The 22,618-nt window shown below is 66.0% G+C and carries 22 protein-coding genes; 16 read left to right on the plus strand and 6 right to left on the minus strand.

Features of this window, described 5'->3' with window-relative positions; translation table 11 throughout:
- Positions 1-22 precede the first annotated feature (22 nt).
- The 4 genes from INQ42_RS07380 to INQ42_RS07395 form a co-directional block, all read right to left on the minus strand.
- Positions 23-262: a SlyX family protein gene (locus tag INQ42_RS07380; RefSeq protein ID WP_194033706.1), complete on the minus strand. Its 240-nt coding sequence runs from the start codon at positions 260-262 to the stop codon at positions 23-25.
- Entirely contained in the window at positions 259-1,620 is a 1,362-nt protein-coding gene (locus tag INQ42_RS07385) for a UDP-glucose dehydrogenase family protein (RefSeq protein ID WP_194033707.1), read from the minus strand. Before INQ42_RS07385 ends, INQ42_RS07380 begins: the two co-directional genes overlap by 4 nt.
- Positions 1,621-1,677: 57 nt before the next feature.
- Positions 1,678-2,457: an FKBP-type peptidyl-prolyl cis-trans isomerase gene (locus INQ42_RS07390; protein ID WP_194033708.1), complete on the minus strand. Its 780-nt coding sequence runs from the start codon at positions 2,455-2,457 to the stop codon at positions 1,678-1,680.
- Between the two features lie 74 nt (positions 2,458-2,531).
- The gene (locus INQ42_RS07395) at positions 2,532-3,521 is read right to left on the minus strand and encodes an FKBP-type peptidyl-prolyl cis-trans isomerase N-terminal domain-containing protein (protein ID WP_194033709.1); all 990 of its coding nucleotides are present in this window, start codon (positions 3,519-3,521) and stop codon (positions 2,532-2,534) included.
- Between the two features lie 156 nt (positions 3,522-3,677).
- On the opposite strand from INQ42_RS07395, the gene INQ42_RS07400 reads away from it, so the two are divergent.
- From INQ42_RS07400 to INQ42_RS07420, 5 genes are all read left to right on the plus strand, one after another.
- On the plus strand, positions 3,678-3,935 hold the full coding sequence (locus INQ42_RS07400) for a hypothetical protein (protein WP_194033710.1): 258 nt from the start codon (positions 3,678-3,680) through the stop codon (positions 3,933-3,935).
- A 4-nt stretch (positions 3,936-3,939) separates the two neighbouring features.
- A complete protein-coding gene (locus tag INQ42_RS07405) occupies positions 3,940-4,314 on the plus strand; it encodes a GntR family transcriptional regulator (RefSeq protein ID WP_194033711.1) in 375 nt (124 codons plus the stop codon).
- Positions 4,311-5,198, plus strand: a complete 888-nt coding sequence (locus INQ42_RS07410) for an ABC transporter ATP-binding protein (RefSeq protein ID WP_194033712.1) — start codon at positions 4,311-4,313, stop codon at positions 5,196-5,198. The genes INQ42_RS07405 and INQ42_RS07410 overlap by 4 nt, the downstream gene beginning before the upstream one ends.
- Complete coding sequence (locus INQ42_RS07415) at positions 5,195-6,253, plus strand: ABC-2 transporter permease (RefSeq protein ID WP_194033713.1); 1,059 nt, start codon at positions 5,195-5,197, stop codon at positions 6,251-6,253. Before INQ42_RS07410 ends, INQ42_RS07415 begins: the two co-directional genes overlap by 4 nt.
- Positions 6,254-6,355: 102 nt before the next feature.
- On the plus strand, positions 6,356-6,982 hold the full coding sequence (locus INQ42_RS07420) for a YggN family protein (protein WP_194033714.1): 627 nt from the start codon (positions 6,356-6,358) through the stop codon (positions 6,980-6,982).
- On the opposite strand, the gene INQ42_RS07425 is transcribed toward INQ42_RS07420, so the two are convergent.
- Entirely contained in the window at positions 6,966-8,378 is a 1,413-nt protein-coding gene (locus INQ42_RS07425; RefSeq protein WP_194033715.1) for a class II fumarate hydratase, read from the minus strand. The genes INQ42_RS07420 and INQ42_RS07425 overlap by 17 nt on opposite strands.
- Positions 8,379-8,485: 107 nt before the next feature.
- On the opposite strand from INQ42_RS07425, the gene purB reads away from it, so the two are divergent.
- The 9 genes from purB to pilH all read left to right on the plus strand — a co-directional run bounded on the left by purB (position 8,486) and on the right by pilH (position 20,235).
- Positions 8,486-9,862 carry an adenylosuccinate lyase gene (gene purB / locus INQ42_RS07430; RefSeq protein WP_194033716.1) on the plus strand — a complete coding sequence of 459 codons (1,377 nt, stop codon included), beginning with the start codon at positions 8,486-8,488 and terminating at the stop codon, positions 9,860-9,862.
- A gap of 203 nt (positions 9,863-10,065) precedes the next feature.
- Positions 10,066-11,220 (plus strand): cupin domain-containing protein, encoded by a 1,155-nt coding sequence (locus tag INQ42_RS07435; RefSeq protein WP_228064486.1) that lies wholly within the window; start codon positions 10,066-10,068, stop codon positions 11,218-11,220.
- Entirely contained in the window at positions 11,217-12,125 is a 909-nt protein-coding gene (locus INQ42_RS07440) for a GNAT family N-acetyltransferase (RefSeq protein ID WP_194033718.1), read from the plus strand. Before INQ42_RS07435 ends, INQ42_RS07440 begins: the two co-directional genes overlap by 4 nt.
- Positions 12,126-12,314: 189 nt before the next feature.
- Entirely contained in the window at positions 12,315-15,131 is a 2,817-nt protein-coding gene (locus tag INQ42_RS07445) for a 2-oxoglutarate dehydrogenase E1 component (RefSeq protein ID WP_194033719.1), read from the plus strand.
- Between the two features lie 127 nt (positions 15,132-15,258).
- Positions 15,259-16,482: a dihydrolipoyllysine-residue succinyltransferase gene (sucB, locus tag INQ42_RS07450; protein WP_194033720.1), complete on the plus strand. Its 1,224-nt coding sequence runs from the start codon at positions 15,259-15,261 to the stop codon at positions 16,480-16,482.
- Between the two features lie 78 nt (positions 16,483-16,560).
- Complete coding sequence (lpdA, locus tag INQ42_RS07455) at positions 16,561-17,991, plus strand: dihydrolipoyl dehydrogenase (RefSeq protein WP_194033721.1); 1,431 nt, start codon at positions 16,561-16,563, stop codon at positions 17,989-17,991.
- Between the two features lie 115 nt (positions 17,992-18,106).
- A complete protein-coding gene (locus INQ42_RS07460; RefSeq protein ID WP_194035808.1) occupies positions 18,107-18,700 on the plus strand; it encodes an LOG family protein in 594 nt (197 codons plus the stop codon).
- Positions 18,701-18,793: 93 nt separating this feature from the next.
- Positions 18,794-19,792: a YhdH/YhfP family quinone oxidoreductase gene (locus tag INQ42_RS07465; protein WP_194033722.1), complete on the plus strand. Its 999-nt coding sequence runs from the start codon at positions 18,794-18,796 to the stop codon at positions 19,790-19,792.
- 77 nt (positions 19,793-19,869) lie between these two features.
- Positions 19,870-20,235: a twitching motility response regulator PilH gene (gene pilH, locus INQ42_RS07470; RefSeq protein ID WP_194033723.1), complete on the plus strand. Its 366-nt coding sequence runs from the start codon at positions 19,870-19,872 to the stop codon at positions 20,233-20,235.
- Positions 20,236-20,250: 15 nt separating this feature from the next.
- On the opposite strand, the gene INQ42_RS07475 is transcribed toward pilH, so the two are convergent.
- A complete protein-coding gene (locus INQ42_RS07475; protein WP_194033724.1) occupies positions 20,251-21,177 on the minus strand; it encodes a DnaJ C-terminal domain-containing protein in 927 nt (308 codons plus the stop codon).
- 261 nt (positions 21,178-21,438) lie between these two features.
- On the opposite strand from INQ42_RS07475, the gene INQ42_RS07480 reads away from it, so the two are divergent.
- Both INQ42_RS07480 and INQ42_RS07485 read left to right on the plus strand, forming a co-directional pair.
- A complete protein-coding gene (locus tag INQ42_RS07480; protein ID WP_194033725.1) occupies positions 21,439-21,918 on the plus strand; it encodes a peroxiredoxin in 480 nt (159 codons plus the stop codon).
- A 55-nt stretch (positions 21,919-21,973) separates the two neighbouring features.
- Positions 21,974-22,552: a ferritin-like domain-containing protein gene (locus tag INQ42_RS07485; protein ID WP_194033726.1), complete on the plus strand. Its 579-nt coding sequence runs from the start codon at positions 21,974-21,976 to the stop codon at positions 22,550-22,552.
- Positions 22,553-22,618 lie beyond the last annotated feature (66 nt).

Below are 22,618 nucleotides of genomic sequence, written 5' to 3' on the forward strand. Positions count from 1 at the left end.
AGACGGCAGATGGGTCGCGCGCTCAATAATGCGGCGGTGGGGGCTCGCCCGCCGGATCGGCGGAATGCGGATTTGCCGCGACCGACAGGCGCAGCTGGCGCAGGTCTTCCAGGGCGCGGTGCAGCAGCAACGCGTTGCGCGCCTCCTCGTCGCGGGCGGCGGCCAGCGCATCACTGAGCTCGCCCAGATGATGCTCCTGGAACGAGAGCCGGGTTTCCAGGTCGACCAGGCGCTGCTCGACTCTGGGATCGGGACCGGTCATGCGACCACTCCAGGCGACCCGGAACGCGTCAACGAGCGACCGCGGCCGATCCCGTAGTAGGCGATGCCGGCTTCCTCCAGCTCTGCGGGATCGTAGAGATTGCGCCCGTCGAAGATCACCCCATCGCCCAGTGCACTGCGGAGGCGGCCAAAATCGGGGCTGCGGAACTGCTTCCATTCAGTGATCACGATCAACGCGTCGGCGCCTTCCAGCGCGTCGTACTCCGAATCGCAAAGGACGAGGTCGCCGCGCTCGCCAAAGATGCGCTGCGCCTCGCTGGACGCCTCCGGATCAAACGCGCGCACCTGCGCACCGGCAGCCCACAGCTGCTCCAGCAGGCGCCGGCTGGGAGCCGCGCGCATGTCGTCGGTGTTGGGCTTGAACGCGAGCCCCCACAGGGCGAACGTCTTGCCGGCGAGGGTGTCGCCGTAATGGCGCTGGACCAGTTCAAACAGGTGTTCCTTCTGGCGCTCGTTGACCGCCTCCACCGCGTCCAGCAGTCGCGGCTGCAGGCCGTGCTGGTGCGCGGTGCGGGCAAGCGCCTGGACGTCCTTGGGGAAGCACGAGCCGCCATAGCCAGCACCGGGATAGATGAACTGCCAGCCGATGCGCGGATCCGAGCCGATGCCCTGGCGGACCATTTCCACGTCCGCGCCGACGCGTTCGGCGATCGTGGCAATCTCGTTCATGAAGCTGATCTTGGTCGCCAGCATCGCGTTGGCCGCGTACTTGGTCAGCTCCGCGGAACGCACGTCCATCACCACGAAGCGCTCGCGGCTGCGCACGAAGGGCGCGTAGAGACGGCGCATTTTCTCGGACGCTTCCACATCCCCGGTCCCGATGATGATCCGGTCCGGGCGCATGAAGTCGTTGACCGCGTCGCCTTCCTTCAGGAACTCGGGGTTCGACACGACCGTGAAGTCGATATCCACGCCGCGCCGCGCGAGCTCATCGGCAATGGTCGCGAGTACCTTGTCAGCCGTACCGACCGGCACCGTCGACTTGTCGACGACCAGCGTCGGCTCCTCCAGGTACTGACCGATCGTCCTGGCGACCGCGAGCACGTATTGCAGGTCGGCGCTGCCGTCCTCGTCGGGCGGCGTGCCCACCGCGATGAAGATCACCTCGGCATGCGCAATGGCCTGCACCGGATCGCTGGTGAAGTGCAGGCGTCCGGCGTCGTGGTTGGCGCGCACCATCGGCGCCAGGCCGGGCTCGAAGATCGACACCTCGCCCCGCTTCAGGCCATCAACCTTGGCCTGGTCGATGTCCACGCAGACCACCTCATGGCCGACTTCTGCCAGACAGGTGCCGGTGACCAGACCGACATAGCCGGTGCCGAAAATACTGACGCGCATGATGTTTCTCCTGTCCCGACCGCGGGAAGACCAGCCCGAAGCCGGGGTGCGGAGCGGCTATTCGCCCGCGTTGTCCTTGACGATGTCGAGCAGCTCGACTTCAAACACCAGCGCGGCATTCGGACCGATCGCGCCGCCCGGGGTACCGATTTCCCCATAGCCCAGCTCGGAAGGGATCCAGAAGCGGTACTTGCTGCCCACCGGCATCAACACGATGCCTTCCTGCCAGCCGGGAACGACCTGCTGCAACGGAAGGTCGGTCGGCTCACCGCGGTCATACGAGCTGTCGAAGGTCTCACCGTCCAGCAACGTGCCCTTGTAGTGGACGTTGACCACGTCATCCACGGTCGGCTTGGGGCCAGTACCCTCCTCCAGTACCTGGTACTGGAGGCCCGAAGCAGTCACCACCACGCCCGGCTTCTTCGCGTTCCCGGCCAGGAATGCCTCGCCTTCTGCCTTGTTCGCATCCCCGATGGCGGCCGCCTCGGCGGCGCGCTTGGCCTGCAGCTTCTGGCCAAAGGCCTCCGCCACCTGCGCCGCCTGCTCGTCGGTCATCAGCGACTCGCCGCCGTCCAGCTCGGTCTTGATCGCCTTGGCCAACGTGTCCACATCGACCTCGTCCTTGACCTGCTCCAGCGCCTTGGCCAGGTCCAGGCCGATCATGTAGCTGACCTGTTCTTTCTCTGTGGCCAGGCCCTTGATCTTCAGCGGCTGGCCCTGGGCGGCGGAGGAGTCGGCAGCGTCGGCTTTCGGCGTGGCCTTGTCATCGGACTGGCAGGCCACCAGCACGAGTGCCATGGACGCGGCAAGCAGCGCGGTACGGGAAAAATGGATCATGGAATCTGGACTCCTTGGGGCAAGACGCCCCGGTACAGGGACCGGGGCGTTGGCAATGAAAGGAAGGATACGTCCTACTTGATGATTGCCTGCAGTTCGACGTCGAATACCAGGGTCGCATTCGGCCCGATCGGACCGCCCGGCGTGCCCTTGCTGCCGTAGGCCAGATCGCCCGGAATCCAGAAGCGGTACTTGGCGCCGACCGGCATCAGGCCCAGGCCTTCCGTCCAGCCCGCGATGACCTGGTTGAGCCCGAACTCGGCCGGCTCGCCGCGCTTGTAGGAACTGTCGAACACCGTGCCGTCCAGCAGCTTGCCTTCGTAGTGGACCCGAACCTGGTCGGAGGGCAGCGGACGCTCGCCCGAACCCTGGCGCAGCACCATGTACTGCAGGCCCGAAGGCGTGGAGAACACTCCCTTCGCCTGCTTGTTCTCGGCAAGGAACTTCACGCCTTCGCTGCGGTTGGCCTCGCCGTTCACCTTGGCCTGCGCCGCCATCTCCCCCTGCTGCTTCTCGGCCTCGCCCTGCATCTTCTGCGAGAAGCTGTCGCGCACCGCGTTGAGCTGGTCATCGCTGAGGGCGAGCTTGTCGCCAGCGAACGTGGCGCGAACGCCCTGCAGCAGCTCCGGAAGATCCAGCTCACCCTTGATGGGCGCGAGGTTGCGGCCAACATCAGCCCCGACCAGGTAGGCGACCTTCTGCTTGTCCACTTCGGGAATCCTGGCGTCCGCAGGTGCCTTACCCGCCCGCGAGGCGATGCGCATCATCAGGGCCTGGCCGACCTCCTGCACCTCGCCCTCGGCGATCAGCGGCGGCTTGCCATTGAATGCGTTGCTGATGGCGCGCTCGAAAGCGGCCAGGTCGATGTCCGCAGCGGCGGGGGTGATGGAACGGGCGATGTCATGGCCAACCATGTAGCTGACCTTGGCGCGATCGGTGTTGAGCAAATTCTTCTCCTGGGCTGGAGCGTTCTGCGCAGCGGCAGCAACGGGAAACGCCACCGTGGCACCCAGCAGCGAAACGGTGGTGAACAACACGGCACTGCCGCGCAAGAAAGCCTTCATCCGGATTGCTCCTGTAGGTCGCCGGGGTGGCGGCGAAAAACGCCTATTGTCGCGGTCGCGGTGCCGCGGGGCAATCACGAGCGGACCTGTTGACGGCATGTGTTTCGGTGTTATAGTCGCATACAACACCGACTGACCTATTGCGGGGACGGCACCATGAACCGGAAGTTCAACAACTCCTTGTCTGCCCTGACCATCACCGGCGCGATGCTGGTCACGACGGTGGTGTTCGGCCTGAGTCCTCTGGATGTCGAGCGTTCCACCCAGCCTGCAATAGCGAGCGTTGATGGTAATGCATCGGCCACTCACCGCCGGGAATCTTCCGCACCACCGGTTTCCCGCGCTACTGGCGGTTCCGTCCCGTTCAGGCACGCACTGCTGATGCCCTACTTCTCATTTGTTCCACGGGGATAACCCAATGACAGAAGTCCAATGGAGCGACGGCGCTCCGATCTATCGGCAACTGAAGGAGCGTGTCGTGGCAATGATGCTCGATGGCGAGCTCAAGCCCGGCGATGCGCTGCCGTCGGTCCGCCAGGTCGCAGCCGACTATCAGCTCAATCCGATCACCGTGTCGCGCGCCTACCAGGAGCTGGTGGACGAGGCACTCGTCGAAAAGCGAAGGGGTCTGGGTATGTACATGACTGAAGGAGCAGCAGAGAAACTCCTGGCAAGCGAGCGCGAACGGTTCCTGACCGAGGAGTGGCCCCTGGTGCTTGAACGCATCACCCGCCTGGGTCTGAACCTGGAGCAGCTGGTAACCGCGGACCCCAACAAGGCAGGTACCCGATGAACGCCCCTCTCGATACCAACCCCGTGAACGTCGTCAGTGCCCGCAACCTGCGAAAGGTCTACAGGAAGGGCAAGCCGGCGCTGGACGGCGCGAGCTTCGAGATCCCGGCAGGGCGGATCGTCGGCCTGATCGGTCCGAACGGCGCCGGCAAAACGACCGCGCTCAAGGCGATGCTGGGCCTGATCCAGTTCGAAGGCGGGATGAGCGTCCTGGGCCGCGATCCGCGCACCGATCGCGACGAGCTGATGCGCGACGTGTGCTTCATTGCCGATGTCGCGGTGCTGCCGCGATGGATCCGCGTCCAGCAGGCAATCGACTTTGTCGCCGGCGTGCACCCGCGTTTCGATCGCGCTCGCTGCGACCGCTTCCTAAAGGGAACCAAGCTGACGCCGAAAATGCGCGTGCGCGAACTGTCCAAGGGCATGATCGTGCAGCTCCACCTCGCTCTGGTCATGGCAATCGACGCCAGGCTCCTGGTGCTGGACGAACCGACCCTTGGCCTGGACATCCTCTATCGCAAGCAGTTCTACCAACGCCTGTTGGAGGATTACTTCGACGAGGAGAAAACCATCCTCATCACCACCCACCAGGTGGAAGAGATCGAGCACATCCTCACCGATGTGATGTTCATCAACGACGGACGGATCGTGATGGAAAGCGCGATGGACGACGTCGGTGAACGTTTTACGGAAGTGCTGGTCAGCGCCGACCGCGCCGACGCCGCTCGCGCGCTGCAGCCGATCCACCAGCGTTCGATGCCGTTTGGCAAGACGGTAATGCTGTTTGACGGCGCACCGCGGGAGCAGCTCGCCGCCCTCGGCGAGGTCCGCACGCCCGGACTGGCCGATCTGTTTGTTGCCACCATGCAGGGGACCTACGAATGAACGTCGCCGACACTTCGCTGCCGTCCACCGCGCGCAATGTTGCGCCGGTCCATTCCACGCACACCTTCAAGATGCTGCTCAAGCGCGAGTACTGGGAGCACAAGGGCGGTTTCCTTTGGGCGCCTCTGATCGCCGGCGTGATCTCACTGGTGTTGACGCTGGTCGCGTTCATTGCCGCCGAGGTCGCCACCCGCCGGGCAATCAGCAGCGGGCAGCTGAAAATCGACGGGGATGTCATCCTCAACGGCCTCGATCTAAGGGCACTCACGCGCACCCTGGACGCCGACCAGATGCAGCAACTGGCGCACGGGATCGACCTGTCACTGGTGATGGCCGCTTTCTGGCCGTTCGTCGTGCTCGCCTTCGTGACGTTCTTCTATTGCCTGGGCTCGCTGTACGACGACCGCAAGGATCGAAGCGTGTTGTTCTGGAAGTCGCTGCCGGTGTCGGATACCCAGACCGTGCTTTCCAAGCTGGCCAGTGCCGCGCTGGTCGCACCCGCCATCGCCGTGGCAATCGCACTGCTCACGATGGTCGGCTACATGTTCCTGCTCAGCGGGATGGTGATGTTGCACGGCGGCAACCCGGTGGAGCTGCTGTGGGGTCCCGCCAGTCCGGTCCGGTTGGCGACCTCTCTTGTCGCAGCCATTCCGGTGTTCGCCCTGTGGGGCATGCCGACGTTCGGCTGGCTGATGCTGTGCTCGGCCTGGGCGCGCACGAAGCCTTTCCTCTGGGCGCTGATGATCCCGCTTTTCGCCGGCATCGTTGTGCACTGGTTCAACCTTATGCGGATATTCGACCTCGACGCTTCCTGGTTCTGGTCAAACATCGTTGGTCGGATGTTGCTGGGAACCGTGTCGGGAAGCGAATTGCTCTACCGCCCGAACCCGGCGCAAGGCGGGGGCAGCGACGGACTGCACGACCTGTTGGGCCACCTGTCCGCCGGCAACATCCTCGCCAGCTTGGCCCTGCCCTCGCTGTGGATCGGCGCAGCGGCCGGCGCGGTCATGATCTTTCTTGCGATCCGGCTGCGCCGTTGGCGCGACGAGGGCTGAATACCCGGCGCAGCGCCGCTCATCCGGCCCTGCGCTTCCCGATTACTTCCCCCGACTGTGTTTCAGCGCATCACACACGACCCCTGATATCCGGAGCAGACGATGAACGTCCAACATTCCTCCCGCGCGTTTCTGCTGGTGCTGTGCCTCCTCCCGCTGGCTGCGTGTTCCGGCCCGAGCCAGTCGTCGGACGGCACTCTGGCCACCGGCCTGAACGCGGTCGCGGGCAAGATCGCCAATGCCTCCGACAAGGTGCGCGAGGAAATCCGCACCGGCGATATCGACCTCTCCAGTGACGACAACGACGCCCCCAAGGCCGTGATCACGCCGCACGGCGAGCTGGTGATCGACGGCGTGAAAGTGCAGACCAACCCCGCCCAGGATGCACTGCTGCGTGATTATCGCCAGCAGATCGAGGAAATCGCCGAGGCCGGCGCCGACATCGGGCTCAAGGGCGCGGGGGTGGCAATGACCGCGATGGGCGAGGCACTGAAGGGCGCGTTCAGTGGTGCAAGCGAGGCGGACATCGAGCGTTCCATCGAAGCCCAGGCCAGCGGACTCAAGGAGGAGGCCCGCAGGCTCTGCGATCGCCTGCCGGCGTTCATTGCCACCCAGGACAAGCTGGCGGCCGCATTGCCCGAGTTCGCGCCCTACGCCAACGCCGACGCGGATGACGTCGCCGACTGCCGTTCCGACACCACGGGGGCGAGCGTTACTTCGTCCCCGTAGCCGAGCCGCGCGGCACGCCACCACGCGTCAACGCGACCGGATCCAGCAGCCGGGCGAGCTCATTCTCCGCCATGCCGGTGAGCTCCACTGCGACTTCCAGAACCGGCCGCTGTTGCGCGTAGGCCTGCTTGGCGATCGCCGCGGCTTTCTCGTAGCCGATCACCGGGTTCAGCGCGGTCACCAGGATCGGATTGCGCTGCAAAGCCCCGGCGACCACGTCCTGGCGGACCTTGAGCCCGGCAATGACCTTGTCGGCCAGCAGGCGCATCGAATTGGCCAGCAGGTTGATCGAATCCAGCAGGTTGGACGCGATCAGCGGCAGCATCACGTTGAGCTGGAAATTGCCGCTCTGGCCGGCAACGGTGATCGCCGCGTTGTGCCCCATGACCTGCGCGCACACCATCGTCACCGCCTCCGGCAGCACCGGGTTCACCTTGCCCGGCATGATCGAGCTGCCCGGCTGCAACTCGGGCAGCTCCACCTCGCCCAGGCCTGCCAGCGGCCCGGAGTTCATCCAGCGCAGGTCGTTGGCGATCTTCATCAAGGCCACCGCGAGCACGTTCAACTGGCCCGACAGCTCCACCGCGTCGTCCTGCGACGCCAGCCCTTCGAATTTGTTTTCAGCGGCCTCGAACTTCGAGCCGGCCAGTGAGGACAGCGCTTTGGCCATCGCCTTGTCGAAGCGCGGGTCGGCATTGATGCCGGTGCCGATGGCCGTGCCACCAATGGGCAGGCGGCGCAGGCGCTTCAGGCAGTCCTCGATACGCGCCTGCGCCGAGGCAAGCTGGGCCGACCATGCACCGAATTCCTGGCCGAAGGTCAGCGGCATCGCGTCCATCAGGTGCGTGCGGCCGGTCTTGGTCACCTTGTCCAGCGACTTGGCCCGGCGGTCGATGACCCGGCGCAGGTGCTTGATCGCCGGCAGCAGGGTGTCCACCGTCGCCAGCTGGGCGGACACCCGCAGCGCGGTCGGCACCACGTCGTTGGAGCTCTGGCCCAGGTTGACGTCGTCATTGGGATGCACGGGCTTGCTGCGGGCGGCGCGCGAAGCCAGCGTGGCGATCACCTCGTTGGCATTCATGTTGCTGGAGGTGCCGGAGCCGGTCTGGAAGATGTCGACCGGAAACTGCGCGTCGTGGGTACCGTCGGCGACGGCCATCGCGGCCTTCCGGATTGCGGCGGCACGGCCCTTGGGCAGCAGCCCGAGGTCGGCATTGACGGTCGCGGCCGCGGCCTTCACCAGTCCCAGCGCGCGGATGAACCCGCGCGGCATCGGCCGACCGGACACCGGAAAGTTGTCGACCGCGCGCTGGGTCTGCGCGCCCCACAGCGCGTCGGCGGGCACCTGCAACTCGCCCATGCTGTCGTGCTCGGTGCGGAAATCCTGCTTGGCCATGGCGTGCTCCTGCGTAATGGTGGCAATCGCCTGAGGATACGCCGCGGCCGCCGCCGGCGCGGCGGGCTCGCGCTAGAATGCCCAGCCCCCTGCCAAGCTCGCCTGCCATGCCCGCCAACGACGATTCCCGGTTGCTCGCCCTGTCTCCGCTCGATGGCCGCTACGCCGGCAAGGTCGACGCGCTGCGACCGATATTCTCCGAGTTCGGGCTGATCAAGGCCCGGGTCAGGGTCGAGGTCGAGTGGCTGCTGGCGCTGGCCAACGAGCCGGCGATCGAGGAGCTGGCGCCGTTCTCTGCGGAGGCGACGGCGCGCCTGCGCCAACTTGCCGACGGCTTGTCGGTCGATGATGCAGCGCGGGTCAAGGAGATCGAGCGCACCACCAACCACGACGTCAAGGCAGTCGAATACCTGATCAAGGAGCGCCTCACCGACGACGCCGAGTTAGGCCCGGCGCTGGAATTCGTGCACTTCGCCTGCACCTCCGAGGACATCAACAACCTGAGCTACTCGCTGATGCTCAACGAGGCGCGCAACACGGTGATGCTGCCGCGGCTGGACGAGCTGATCGAGCAACTGCGAGCCATGGCGCACCGGTACGCCGCGCTGCCGATGCTCTCGCGCACCCACGGCCAGACCGCCTCGCCCACCACGGTCGGCAAGGAAATCGCCAACGTGGTCGCCCGCCTGCAGCGCCAGCGCCAGACCCTGGTCGATGCGCCCACGCCGGGCAAGATCAACGGCGCGGTCGGCAACTACAACGCCCACCTGGCCGCTTACCCGGACATTGATTGGCCGGCGTTCGCGGAGAAGTTCGTCACCTCGCTCGGCCTGGCCTGGCAGCCCTACACCACCCAGATCGAGCCGCACGACGGCATCGCCGAGCTGTGCGACGCGCAGAAACGCATCGACACCATCGCCATCGACCTGTGCCGCGACATCTGGGGCTACATCTCGCTGGGCTACTTCAAGCAGTCGGTCAAGGCCGGCGAGGTCGGCAGCTCGACCATGCCGCACAAGGTCAACCCGATCGACTTCGAGAACGCCGAGGGCAATTTCGGCATCGCCAACGCGCTGTTTGAACACTTCGCCATCAAGCTTCCGATCAGCCGCTGGCAGCGCGACCTGACCGACTCCACCGTGCTGCGCGCGCTGGGCACCGCGTTCGGTCATGCGCTGATCGGCCTGGATGCCTTGATGCGCGGACTGGGCAAGCTCTCCGCCAACGAGGAGCGCCTGGCCGCCGACCTGGACGCGTCCTGGGAAGTACTCGCCGAGGCGGTGCAAACCGTGATGCGTCGCCATGGCCTGCCCAATCCGTACGAGCAACTCAAAGCGCTGACGCGTGGCCACGGCATCAACGAGACCTCGATGCGCGAGTTCATCAGCGGGCTGGACCTGCCCGAGGACGCACGCCGGCGCCTGCTCGAAATGACCCCGGCCAGTTACGTCGGCCAAGCCGAAGCGCTGGCTCGCAACATCTAGGATAGGCGGCTGCGTCCGCTGATTCGCAGGCGGAAAACCCACCAGCGGCCGGCCGTTCCGGCCCAACAGCAGGACGCGTAATGCACAACTCCAAGGCCGCGGCGTCTGGTTCCACCCGCTCCCCGGGCAGCAAGCCCGGCGGTGACTCATTGAATCTGCCGCCGCCGATCGAAGTCGACGCGAGTACCAAGCCGCCACTGGGAATGTCACCGGCGGATTTCCTGCGCGACTACTGGCAGAAAAAACCGCTGCTGATCCGCAACGCGTTCCCCGACCTGCAATCGCCGATGGACCCCGACGACCTGGCCGGCCTGGCCTGCGAGGAGGGAGCGCTGTCGCGCCTGATCCGCCACGACCGCAGCGATGACAGCTGGAGCGTCAGCCACGGCCCGTTCCCCGAGGAGATGTTCCCCTCGCTGCCCGGCGCGGACTGGACCTTGCTGGTGCAGGACGTCGACAAGTGGGATGTCGATGTCGCCGCGCTCATCCGCCATTTCGCGTTCCTGCCGCGCTGGCGGATCGACGACGTGATGGTGTCCTTCGCCGCGCCAGGCGGCTCGGTCGGGGCCCACGTCGACCAGTACGACGTGTTCCTGCTGCAGGCGGTCGGCCATCGGCGCTGGCAGATCGACGCGCGCGACAACCCCCCGCTGGCCTACCGCGATGATGTCGAGTTGCGCCTGCTGCGTGAGTTCGATCCCAGCCACGACTGGGTGCTGGGACCGGGGGACATGCTCTACCTGCCGCCCGGCGTGCCCCATCACGGCGTCGCCGAGGACGCCTGCCTGACGTTCTCCTTCGGCATGCGCGCGCCCTCCTCGGCCGAATTGCTGGGTGACCTGGTCGACACGCTGACCGCGGAGGCGGACGACGCGCTGCGCTACCACGATCCCGACCTGGCGCCTGCCGCCGATCCTGGCGAGATCGACGCGGCGGCGATGGCGCGCGTCGTCCGCGCCCTGGATGCGCTGCGCGGTGATCGTCCCGAACAACTGGCCGAGTGGTTCGGCAATTTCATCACCCGCTACCGAAGCGCCGTCGAGGTAATTCCGCCGCAGCTGGAAGAAGGCGAACAGCCGCGCTCGCGCATCGAGATCGAGTGGGACCTGCAGCACGGCGGACGCCTGCAGCGCCATCCCTACTCGCGGATGTCCTGGCGACGCGCCGGCCCGGCGGCGGTGCTGCACGCCAACGGCGAGAGCCACCCGCTATCGATCGACGACGCGACTCTGCTGGCCAACGCGGACGTTGTCGACGGCGGCGACTATGCCTCGCTGGGCGAGCAAGGCCGGGATTGCCTGATCGAACTGATGGACGCCGGCCACTACCACCTGATCACGGAGGAAGATGACGAATGAGCGAGACCGCGTCCGATTTCAAGGTCGAGGCGATCGAATACGAGTCCGGCCTGAGCGATCTGCGAGCCGTCCGCGAAGCGGTGTTCGTGCAGGAGCAAGGCGTACCGCTCGAGCTCGAATGGGACGAACTGGATCCTGCTTCCCACCACGTGATCGCCCGCGATTCCGCCGGCACGCCCATTGGTACGGCGCGGCTGACACCGGAGCGACACATCGGCCGGATGGCGGTGCTCTCCCCGTGGCGCGGCCGCGGCGTGGGTGACGCCATGCTGCGAACGCTGCTCGAACTCGCCGGTAACCTGGGCTGGGACAAGCTCTCGCTGCACGCACAGGTGCATGCCATCCCCTTCTATGCACGCCACGGCTTCCTGCCGGTCGGCCCGCGGTTTGACGAGGCCGGCATCGACCACCAGATGATGGTGCTGCATCCAGGCGCCACCAATCCGGTGGGCGACCGGGCGGGCGCGATCGCCGCCACCCTGGGTGTCATCGTCACGGCGCGCAGGCAGCTCCTCATCTACAGCCCGGAACTGGACCCGGGCGTGCTGGACGTGCCGGAGATCATCACCGCCCTTCGGGGCTTCGCCATCGACAACGGCGAGATCCGGATCCTGTTGCACGACCCCACCGCGCCCCAGCGCAACCAGAGTCCGCTCATCGGCCTCCATCAGCGGCTGCCGAGCACCATCGCGTTTCGCGCCGTGGAGGAGCCGTTCGACCGCTCCTATGCTTCGGCCTACACCTGCAGCGACGCTGGCGGCTACTACTTTCGTCCCATCGCCTCACGCCTCGAGGGCGATACCCGAATCGATGATCGCTCCCGCGCCCGCCACCTGCTCAACCTTTTCAGCCCAGTCTGGGAACGCGCGCGGCCATGCAGCGAGTACCGCACGCTCGGCATTTGACCCCTCCTGCGAACCTGAACAGGGCTGAACCCCCAGCCCCGGCGCCGCCACGATATTGGCCAGTGAGCCGGTTCGGCACCCGCCCGTGACATCCCGAGAGGCTATAATTCAAACACTCGCGTGCCTGAACCGGCATTTTCCGCCCCACCGGCACACCCACTCCCCCTATTCGAGTTTAGCGACGCCACCGTGGCCAATCTCCTGAAGCAGTTCTCGCAGTCATCGCAGCTGGGTTCCAGCGGCGCCTACATCGAAGACCTGTACGAGCAGTACCTGGTCTCCCCCGAAAGTGTCGGGGTCGAATGGAAAACCTATTTTGACGGTTTCCACGGTCGGGAGGCGGGCGATGTGCCGCACTCCGCCGTCATCGACACCATCATCGAAGCGGCGCGTCACGCGGGCAAATCCGCGCACGGTGCGGCCGATGAACGCGAGCGCTTCGTGGGCAAGTTGATCACCGCCTACCGCTCGCGCGGCCATCTCGGCGCTGACATCGACCCGCTGGGTTTCCTGGAAGCGCCCCCGGCGCCGGACCTGGAACTGGAGTTCCACGGCCTGTCCAAGGCGGACCTCGGCGACGAGTTCAGCACCGGCGGTGTCGCCGGCATGGACCGGATGAACCTCGGCAAGCTCTTCGACCTGCTCAAGGCCACCTACACCGGTCCCATCGGTGCCGAGTTCATGCACATCGCCGACGCCCCGCAGCGTCGCTGGCTCTATGAGCGCCTCGAAAAGGCCGGCGGCAAGTACGGTCGCAGCACCGACGACAAGCGCCGCATCCTTGAGCGCCTGACCGCAGCCGAGGGGCTGGAGCGTTACCTGCACACCCGCTATGTCGGCCAGAAGCGCTTCTCGCTGGAAGGCGGCGATGCCCTGATCCCGCTGATGGACACCACCGTCCGTCGCGCCGGTGAGCAGGGCGCCAAGGACGTGGTCATCGGCATGGCCCACCGCGGCCGCCTCAACGTGCTGGTCAACACCCTGGGCAAGTCGCCGCGCACGCTGTTTGACGAGTTCGAGGGCAAGTTCGAGCACAACGAGCTGGCGCTGGCCGGCGACGTCAAATACCACATGGGCTTCAGCGCCGACGTGGCCACCCCGGGCGGCCCCGTTCACCTGGCGCTGGCGTTCAATCCGTCGCATCTGGAGATCGTCAACCCGGTCGTGGCCGGATCGGTACGCTCGCGCCAGACCCGCCGCGGCGGCAAGGACACGCGCAACCAGGTGTTGCCGATCCTCATCCACGGCGATGCCGCGTTTGCCGGCCAGGGCGTGGTGATGGAGCTGTTCCAGATGTCGCAGGCACGCGGTTTCCGCGTCGGCGGCACCGTCCACATTGTGGTCAACAACCAGGTCGGCTTCACCACCAGCGCCCGCGAGGACGCCCGTTCCACGCTGTACTGCACCGACGTGGCGAAGATGGTCGGTGCGCCGATCCTGCACGTCAACGGCGATGATCCCGAAGCGGTGGCGTTCTGCGCCGAGCTGGCGCTGGACTTCCGCAACACCTTCGCCAAGGACGTGGTCATCGACCTGGTCTGCTACCGCCGCCACGGCCACAACGAGGCCGACGAGCCGGCGGCGACCCAGCCGCTGATGTACCAGACCATCCGCAAGCACAAGACCCCGCGCGAGCTGTATGCGGACCGCCTGATCGCCGAGGGCACGCTGAGCGCCGATGAGGCCAAGGCGATCGTCGATACCTACCGCGACAAGCTCGACGCGGGCGAGGTCACCACCGAGATGGTGGCGGTGAAGCCCGATGAGTTCACCGTGGACTGGAACAAGTTCCTCAAGGGCAAGCTGTCCGACGAGGTCGATACCCGCTTCGATGAGGGGGACCTGAAGGCACTGGCGAAGCAGATCAACACCGTGCCCGACGCGATCAAGCTGCATGCACGCGTGCAGAAGATCTACGAAGACCGCCGCAAGATGGCGGCCGGTGAGCAGAGCGGCGACTGGGGTTTCGCGGAAAACCTGGCCTACGCCACCCTGCTCTCGGAAGGCTACAAGTTGCGCCTGGTCGGCCAGGACTCGGGCCGCGGCACCTTCTTCCACCGCCACGCGATCCTGCACGAGCAGACCAGCGACGATTACTACCTGCCCCTGCAGGAGTTGGGCAAGGATCCGATGGACGTGGAGATCATCGACTCGCTGCTGAGCGAGGAAGCGGTGATGGCGTTCGAGTACGGCCACGCCACGGCCGATCCGGACACCCTGGCGATCTGGGAAGCGCAGTTCGGCGACTTCGCCAACGGCGCGCAGGTGGTCATCGACCAGTTCCTGTCCTCGGGTGAGGCCAAGTGGGGCCGCCTGTGCGGTCTGGCGCTGTTCCTGCCGCACGGTTACGAGGGCCAGGGTCCCGAGCACAGCTCGGCGCGGCTGGAGCGTTTCCTGCAGCTGTGCGCGCTCGACAACATGATGGTGTGCACGCCGACCACCCCGGCGCAGGCGTACCACATGATCCGTCGCCAGATGCTGATCCAGACCCGCAAGCCGCTGGTGGTGATGACGCCCAAGTCCCTGCTGCGCCACAAGCTCGCCGTATCGACCCTGGACGAGCTTGCCAACGGCAGCTTCCAGACCCTGATCCCCGACGCCAAGGCCGACCCGAAGAAGGTCAAGCGCGTCGTGGTCTGCGGCGGCAAGGTCTACTACGACCTGCTCGAGGACATGATCAAGCGCGAAGCCGACGACGTCGCCCTGATCCGCGTGGAGCAGCTGTATCCGTTCCCGCGCGAGGCGCTGCGCACCGAACTGGAGCGCTACGCCTCCGTCGAGGACGTGGTGTGGTGCCAGGAAGAGCCGCAGAACCAGGGCGCGTGGTACCAGATCCGCCACCACCTGAACTTCTGCGTCGCGTCGCGCCATGCGCTGCACTACGCCGGACGCCCCAGCTCGCCGTCCCCTGCGGTCGGCCACATGTCCGATCACGTGATCGAGCAGGCCAAGCTGGTCGCCGATGCGCTGGTGAATCCGCTGCAGGGCGAGCCCGCCGACGAGTGATCGCTGCCCATCCGGCCCGGAACACCGGGCCGGAACCGCGTCACCTGCCGTGCCACCCGCTTCCGATTGCATAACCGATAGTCCACCCCATTCGACCCACTCCACAGTTACCCAGGATATTTTCCCCATGAGCACCGAGATCAAAGTTCCGGTTCTGCCCGAATCCGTCTCCGACGCCACCATCGCCACCTGGCACAAGAAGCCCGGCGATGCCGTCAAGCGTGACGAGAACCTGGTCGACCTCGAAACCGACAAGGTCGTCCTGGAAGTTCCCTCGCCGGTGGATGGCGTGCTCAAGGAAATCAAGTTCGAAAGCGGCGACACCGTCACCAGCGAGCAGCTGCTGGCAATCGTCGAAGAAGGCGCTTCTGCTACCGAAGCCAAGCCGGAGAAATCCGACAAGGCCATCGACGCCAAGAACGACGCCGCCGCCAGCGATGTGGCCCAGCCGGTGCAGGCGAAGGCTGCCGCGGGCACCCCTGCCCCGTCCAAGGGCGGATCGGCGGAGCTGCCGCCCGGTGCGCGCTTCACCGCCCAGAAGGAAGGCATCGACCCGGCCAACGTGGAAGGCACGGGCCGTCGCGGCGCGGTGACCAAGGAAGACCTGGTCAACTATGCCCGCAATGCCGGCGTCGGCCGGGCCAGCGGCAACCGCCCGGAAGAGCGCGTGCCGATGACCCGCATGCGCCAGCGCATCGCCGAGCGCCTGATGGAGTCCAAGAACACCACCGCTATGCTGACCTCCTCCAATGAGGTCAACATGTCCGCGGTCATGGCCATGCGCAAGTCGCAGGGCGACGCGTTCCAGAAGGCCTACGGCATCAAGCTGGGCTTCATGAGCTTCTTCGTGAAGGCCTGCGCCAACGCGCTGCAGCGCTACCCGGCGGTGAACGCCTCGATCGACGACAAGGACGTGATCTACCACGGCTATGCCGACATCTCGATCGCCGTGTCCACCGACCGCGGGCTGGTCACGCCGGTGCTGCGCAACGCGGAGTCGATGAGCTTTGCCGAGGCCGAGCAGGCGATCAACGATTACGCGCTCGCCGCGCGCGAGGGTGGCCTGAAGCTGGAAGACCTGCAGGGCGGCACCTTCACCATCACCAACGGTGGCACCTTCGGCTCGCTGTTCTCCACCCCGATCATCAACCCGCCGCAGAGCGCCATCCTGGGCATGCACACCATCAAGGAGCGCGCGATTGTCGAGGACGGCAAGGTGGTGGCCGCGCCGATGATGTACATCGCGTTGAGCTACGACCACCGCATCATCGACGGCAAGGACGCGGTGCTGTTCCTGGTCGACATCAAGAACCAGCTCGAGAACCCGCACCGCATGCTGCTGGGCATGTGATCCCACGGGACCACTCCCACCCGGAGCCCCGCGCCGACGCGCCGGGGCCTTCCGCACCAAGCCAAGGATCTTTTTGAGATGAGCGAACAACAGAACTTCGATGTCGTCGTGATCGGTGGCGGTCCCGGCGGTTACGTCGCCGCCATCCGCGCCGCGCAGCTCGGCCTGAAGGTTGCCTGCGTCGACGCGGGATTGGGCAAGGACGACAAGCCGGCGCTGGGCGGCACCTGCCTGCGCGTGGGCTGCATCCCGTCCAAGGCGCTGCTGGACAGCTCGCGCCAGTTCCACAACCTGCTGCACGGCTTCGCCGACCACGGCATTTCGGCGGAGAAGCCGAAGATGGACGTGGGCGTGATGGTGGGCCGCAAGGACAAGATCGTCAGCCAGTTCACCGGCGGCATCTCGATGCTGTTCAAGGCCAACAAGGTGACGCCGTTCTATGGTTTCGGCACCCTGCACAAGGACAATCTGGTCAAGGTCAGGCAGCACGACGGCAGCGAGGTCGAGCTGAAGGCGGCCAACGTCATCATCGCGACGGGCTCGGATTCCATCGAGCTGCCGTTCGCCAAATTCGACGGTGACCGCATCGTCGACAACGTCGGTGGCCTGGATTTCGACGCGGTGCCTAAGCGCCTCGGCGTCATCGGTGCCGGCGTGATCGGCCTGGAGCTGGGCAGCGTCTGGAACCGCCTGGGCGCCGAAGTCACCATCCTGGAGGCGCTTCCCACGTTCCTCGCAGCCGCCGATGCCGACATCAGCAAGGTGGCCGCGCGCGAGTTCAAGAAGCAGGGCCTGGACATCAAGCTGGGCGCGAAGGTCAGCAAGGCCGAGGTCAAGAAGGACGGCGTGCACCTGACCTATGACGACGCCAAGGGCGAGCAGTCCCTGGTCGTGGACAAGCTGCTGGTGGCCGTGGGTCGCCGCGCCGCGACCTCCAAGCTGCTAGGCGATGGTGTGGCCGTGAAGCTCAACGAGCGTGGCCAGGTCGAGGTGGACGAGCATTGCCACACCGGCGTCGACGGCGTCTGGGCGATCGGCGACTGCGTGCGCGGCCCGATGCTCGCGCACAAGGCGTCGGAGGAAGGCGTTGCCGTGGCGGAACTGATTGCGGGCCTGCCCGGCCACGTCAACCTGAATACCGTGCCGTGGGCGATCTACACCGAGCCGGAAATTGCCTGGGTCGGCAAGACCGAAGCCCAGTGCAAGGAAGAGGGCATTCCGGTGAAGACCGGCAGCTTCCCGTTTGCCGCCAACGGCCGCGCCGTGGCGATGAACGAGCCGGCCGGCCTGGTCAAGGTGATCGCGCATGCCGAGACGGATCGCGTGCTGGGCGTCCACCTGTGCGGCCCCAACGTGTCCGAGCTGGTCCACAGCGGCGTGATCACCATGGAGTTCCAGGGTGCCGCGGACGATCTGGCGCGCATCTGCTTCGCCCATCCGGCGCTTTCGGAAGTGGTCCACGAAGCCGCGCTGGCGGTCGACAAGCGTGCCATTCACAAGGCGAACTGAGCCGCGGCGACCGGCGGCGTATACCGCCGCCGGACATCGCATCTCCACAGACGGCGCACCCTCGGTGCGCCGTTCTGGTTTCACCCATCCCAACTCAAGGCAACGCCCCATGCCCATGCAATCGGTCTGCGTCTACTGCGGCTCCCATTCCGGCTCCCGGCCGATCTACGCCGAGCGCGCCCGCCGCCTCGGCCAGGAACTGGCTGAAAGCGGCATCAGCGTCATCTACGGCGGCGGCAACGTCGGCCTGATGGGTGTCATGGCCGACGCGGTGCTCGAGGCGGGTGGCGAGGTGATCGGCGTGATACCCGAGCAGTTGGTCAACTGGGAAGTCGCCCATCCCGGGCTGACGCGCCTGGAAGTCGTGCCGAGCATGCACCTGCGCAAGGCGCGCATGTTCGAGCTCTCGGATGGCTTCATCGCCCTGCCCGGCGGCTTCGGCACCCTGGACGAGATGTTCGAGATGCTGACCTGGCGCCAGTTGGGCATCGGCGACAAGCCGTGCGCATTCCTCGACGTGGAAGGCTTCTACGAGCCGTTGATCGGCATGATGGACCGCATGGTCGCTGAGCACTTCGTCAACGCCGGGCAGCGCGACGACCTGTGGCACGGCGAGGAGATCGATACGATGCTTGAGTGGATGCACTCCTACCGCCCGGCCAATGCGGACAAGTGGCTGGAGGAGAAGCGTCTGAGCGTCGCGCGCTGACCCGGATCGCACGCCCCGGAAGAAAGCCCCGTCGGCAGTCTTCACCAGTCCGGCGACAAAACCCGTTTCGAGTGGAAATTTCGAGAGGAACTCATGTCCAACGCCATTCCAGACCGTTTCAACGCCTTCCGCATCCACAACGACGAACAGGGCTACCGCAGCGGCATCGAAGCCCTGTCGCTGGACGATCTCGCGCCCGGCGAGGTGGTGATCAATGCCGCGTATTCGTCGGTCAACTACAAGGACGCGCTGGCCGGTACCGGCAAGGGCAAGATCCTGCGGCGCTTCCCGCTGGTCGGCGGCATCGACGTGGCCGGCCACGTGGTGGCCTCGACCGATCCGGCGTTCAAGGAAGGCGACCGCGTGCTTGCGACCGGCAGCGGGCTGAGCGAGACCCGCGACGGTGGGTACTCCGAGTTCGTCCGCCTGGAGTCCAAATGGGCGATTGCGCTGCCTGCCGGGCTTGAGCTGCGCGAAAGCATGATCATCGGCACCGCCGGCTTCACCGCCGCGCTGGCGCTGTTCCGGATGGTGGAAAACCGCCAGAAGCCCGACATGGGCCCGCTGGCCGTCACCGGCGCCAGCGGCGGCGTGGGCTCGCTGGCGATCGACATCTTCACCCGCGCCGGGTTCGAGGTGCACGCCATCAGCGGCAAGCAGGACCAGCACGCCTACCTCAAGGGGCTGGGCGCCACTGATGTGCTCGGCCGTGACGCGCTGGCACCCGGCAGGGCGATGGAATCGGCGCGCTTCGGCGGCGGCCTCGACAACGTCGGCGGACCGATGCTCACCAGCCTGCTGGCCCAGTGCGCGCCCTACGGCAATGTTGCCAGCGCCGGCCTGGCCGCGTCCGCCGAGCTGGACGCCACCGTCATGCCGTTCATCATACGCGGCGTCTCGCTGCTGGGCGTCGCCTCGGCAGGCACCGCGCGCGATGTGCGCGAAGCGGTGTGGCAGCACCTGGCCAGCGACTGGAAGCCGGCGCACCTGGACACCATCTGCACCCGCGAAGCGGGTCTTGCGGAGCTTCCCGACGTGTTCGACACCATGCTTGCGGGCGGGTCGCTGGGTCGCACGCTGGTCCGGATCTGACACACTGGTCCGGATCTGAATTGTTTGGCGCTCCGACCGGACGCCGCTACAATCCGGCAGTCACTTTGGGGAAAGACATGGCTCGCATTCTGATCGTCGACGACTCACCGTCGCAGTTGATGGGTATCCAGCGCATCGTCGAGAAACTGGGGCATGACACCCTGGTGGCAGAAGACGGCGCCGCCGGCGTGGAGGTCGCGCGCCGTGAATTGCCCGACCTGGTATTGATGGATGTGGTGATGCCAAACCTCAACGGTTTCCAGGCCACGCGCTCGATCTGTCGCGACGCCACGACCAGGCACATCCCGGTGGTCCTGGTGACCACGAAGGACCAGGAAACCGACCGCGTCTGGGGCATGCGCCAGGGTGCCCGCGCCTACATCACCAAGCCCTTCAACGAGGCCGAGCTGGGCGAGGTGCTTGAGCAGTTGCTGCCCGCCTGAGAGCAGTGGCGCCGGTCACTCCCGGCGCCAGTCGTTCCCGAAGGCCTCGCGCAGCGCCGCGTAGGCGGCTTCCTGCTCCTTGGTCGCCGGTGCAGGAGCCAGCACCTCCAACTCGACGATCTGGTCGCCCGTGCCTGCCGGCGCCGGAATGCCGCGTCCGCGCAAGCGCAGCTTCGCGCCGGCTTCGGATTGCCTGGGAATCTTCAACTCCACCGAGCCACCGAGCGTGGGCACGCTGACCGTCGCTCCCAGCGCGGCTTCCCACGGAGCGATCGGAAGCACGTGGATCACGTTGCGTCCATCCACCTCGAACCGGGGATGGGCGGAATACTCGATTTCCAGCAACAGGGCGCTACCATTACCGCCCTGGCCGGCGAGCCGGATCACCTGCCCCGGTGCGATTCCCTTGGGAATCTTCACGTCGAGGGTCTTGCCGTGCACGCTGACCCGCACGGTGTCGCCGGCGTACACGGTCTCCAGCGAGACGGACAGTTTGGCCCGCGTATCAGGCGTGCGCTGCGGGCCGGCGCCGGGCCGCCCGCGCTGCGCCTGCGCGAACGGGTCGCCGTGCCCTGCCTGGCCGCGCCGGAACAGGGTCTCGAAGAAGTCGCTGAAGCCACCGCCCGCGCCGCCGCCGGCAAACACCTCCTCGAAATCCGGGCCGCCGCGGCCACCGTTGAAATCGAAGCCGCCCGGCGGCGCCCGGACCTCGTCGCCGGGGCGGTAGCCTCGCGAACGCAACTGGTCATAGGCGGCCCGCTTCTCCGGGTCCCGCAACGCTTCATAGGCTTCGTTGACGGCCTTGAACTTCTCCTCGGCGCCCGACTCCTTGCTCACGTCGGGATGGTACTTGCGCGCCATCCGCCGGTACGCGGTCTTGATCTCCGCCTCTCCGGCCGTGGGCTCTACGCCGAGGGTGTCGTAGTAATCCTTGAAATGCATTCATTGCTCCAGTGCCTGCACCAGGACGGTGCAATGCAGGAATGGTTGCCGGGCCATGGCCAGCACGGCGGCACGCCCCACAGGATATTCGCTGCGCCGCGCCGGGTCATGCCCTGCGGTGGATATGGTTCCGGACAGTGTCCGGTTCAAGCGCTGTTGCGGCACTTTTATCCGACATCGCACGGCCTATCGCCCGGCACGCCCTTGACGTGATTTTTAGAAGCACGCGCCTAGACTGAGCCCTTCATTCAGGAGAACCGCATGAGCATCCAGGTAGGCGACCGCCTTCCCGACGTGGTACTGCAGCGCATCGGAGACGGTGTCGAGAGCGTTGACACCAGGACCCTGTTCGGTGACACCAATGTGGTGATCTTCGCCGTCCCGGGGGCATTCACTCCGACCTGCTCGGAAAGGCACCTGCCCGGATTCATCGAGCACTACCAGCAGTTCCATGACAAGGGCATCGAGGTGGCGTGCGTGGCCGTGAACGATCCATTCGTGATGCAGGCCTGGGGACAGAGCCAGAACGTTCCCGACGGCCTGATGATGCTCTCCGACGGCAACGCCGACTTCGCCCGTGCGCTGGGCCTGGAGCTGGATGCGAGTGCCTACGGCATGGGCGTGCGCGCCAAGCGGTTTGCTATCTACGCCGAGCAGGGCGTGGTGAAACAGCTCAACGTGGAAGCGCCGGGCGAGTTCCGGGTGTCATCGGCCGAGCACGTCCTGTCCCAGATCGCGTGACCCAGATCCACTGAACCAGATTACCTGACCCCTTCCCCACTGTCCGGAGAACCACATGAGCAAGCAAGACGACTCCCGCGAGGGTTCCGACGCAAACGCCTCCCCGTTTGCCACCGATCTGGCCACTATCCGCGAACGCGCCCGTCAGCACATCGAGAAGGGGGCCATCACCGACAGCTATACCGCTGATCGCGAGGTGGTGATCCGTCTTTTGAACGAGGCGCTGGCCACCGAGCTGGTCTGCGTGCTGCGCTACAAGCGGCACTATTTCATGGCCAGCGGCCTGATGGCCGACTCGATCAAGGCCGAGTTCCTCGAGCATGCCCGCGAGGAAGAGGAACATGGCGACATGCTCGCCGAGCGAATCGTCCAGCTGGGCGGTGAGCCGGACTTCAACCCTGACATCCTCAGCAAGCGCGCCCACGCCGAGTACGTTGAAGGCACCGACCTGCGCGACATGGTGAAGGAAGACCTGGTGGCCGAGCGCATCGCGATCGACAGCTATCGCCAGATCATCAACTACATTGGCGACAAGGACACGACCACCAAGCGCATCCTGGAGTCGATCCTCGCCCAGGAGGAAGAGCACGCGGACGAGCTGTCGGACATGCTGGACGGCTGGACCGGCAGCTGAGCAACCACACCAGCAGCCGCTTCACACGCGGGTTGCCGCGCCGGATACAGGAACGCCGCCCCATGG

This window comes from Lysobacter avium (assembly GCF_015209745.1).
Taxonomy (GTDB): domain Bacteria; phylum Pseudomonadota; class Gammaproteobacteria; order Xanthomonadales; family Xanthomonadaceae; genus Novilysobacter; species Novilysobacter avium.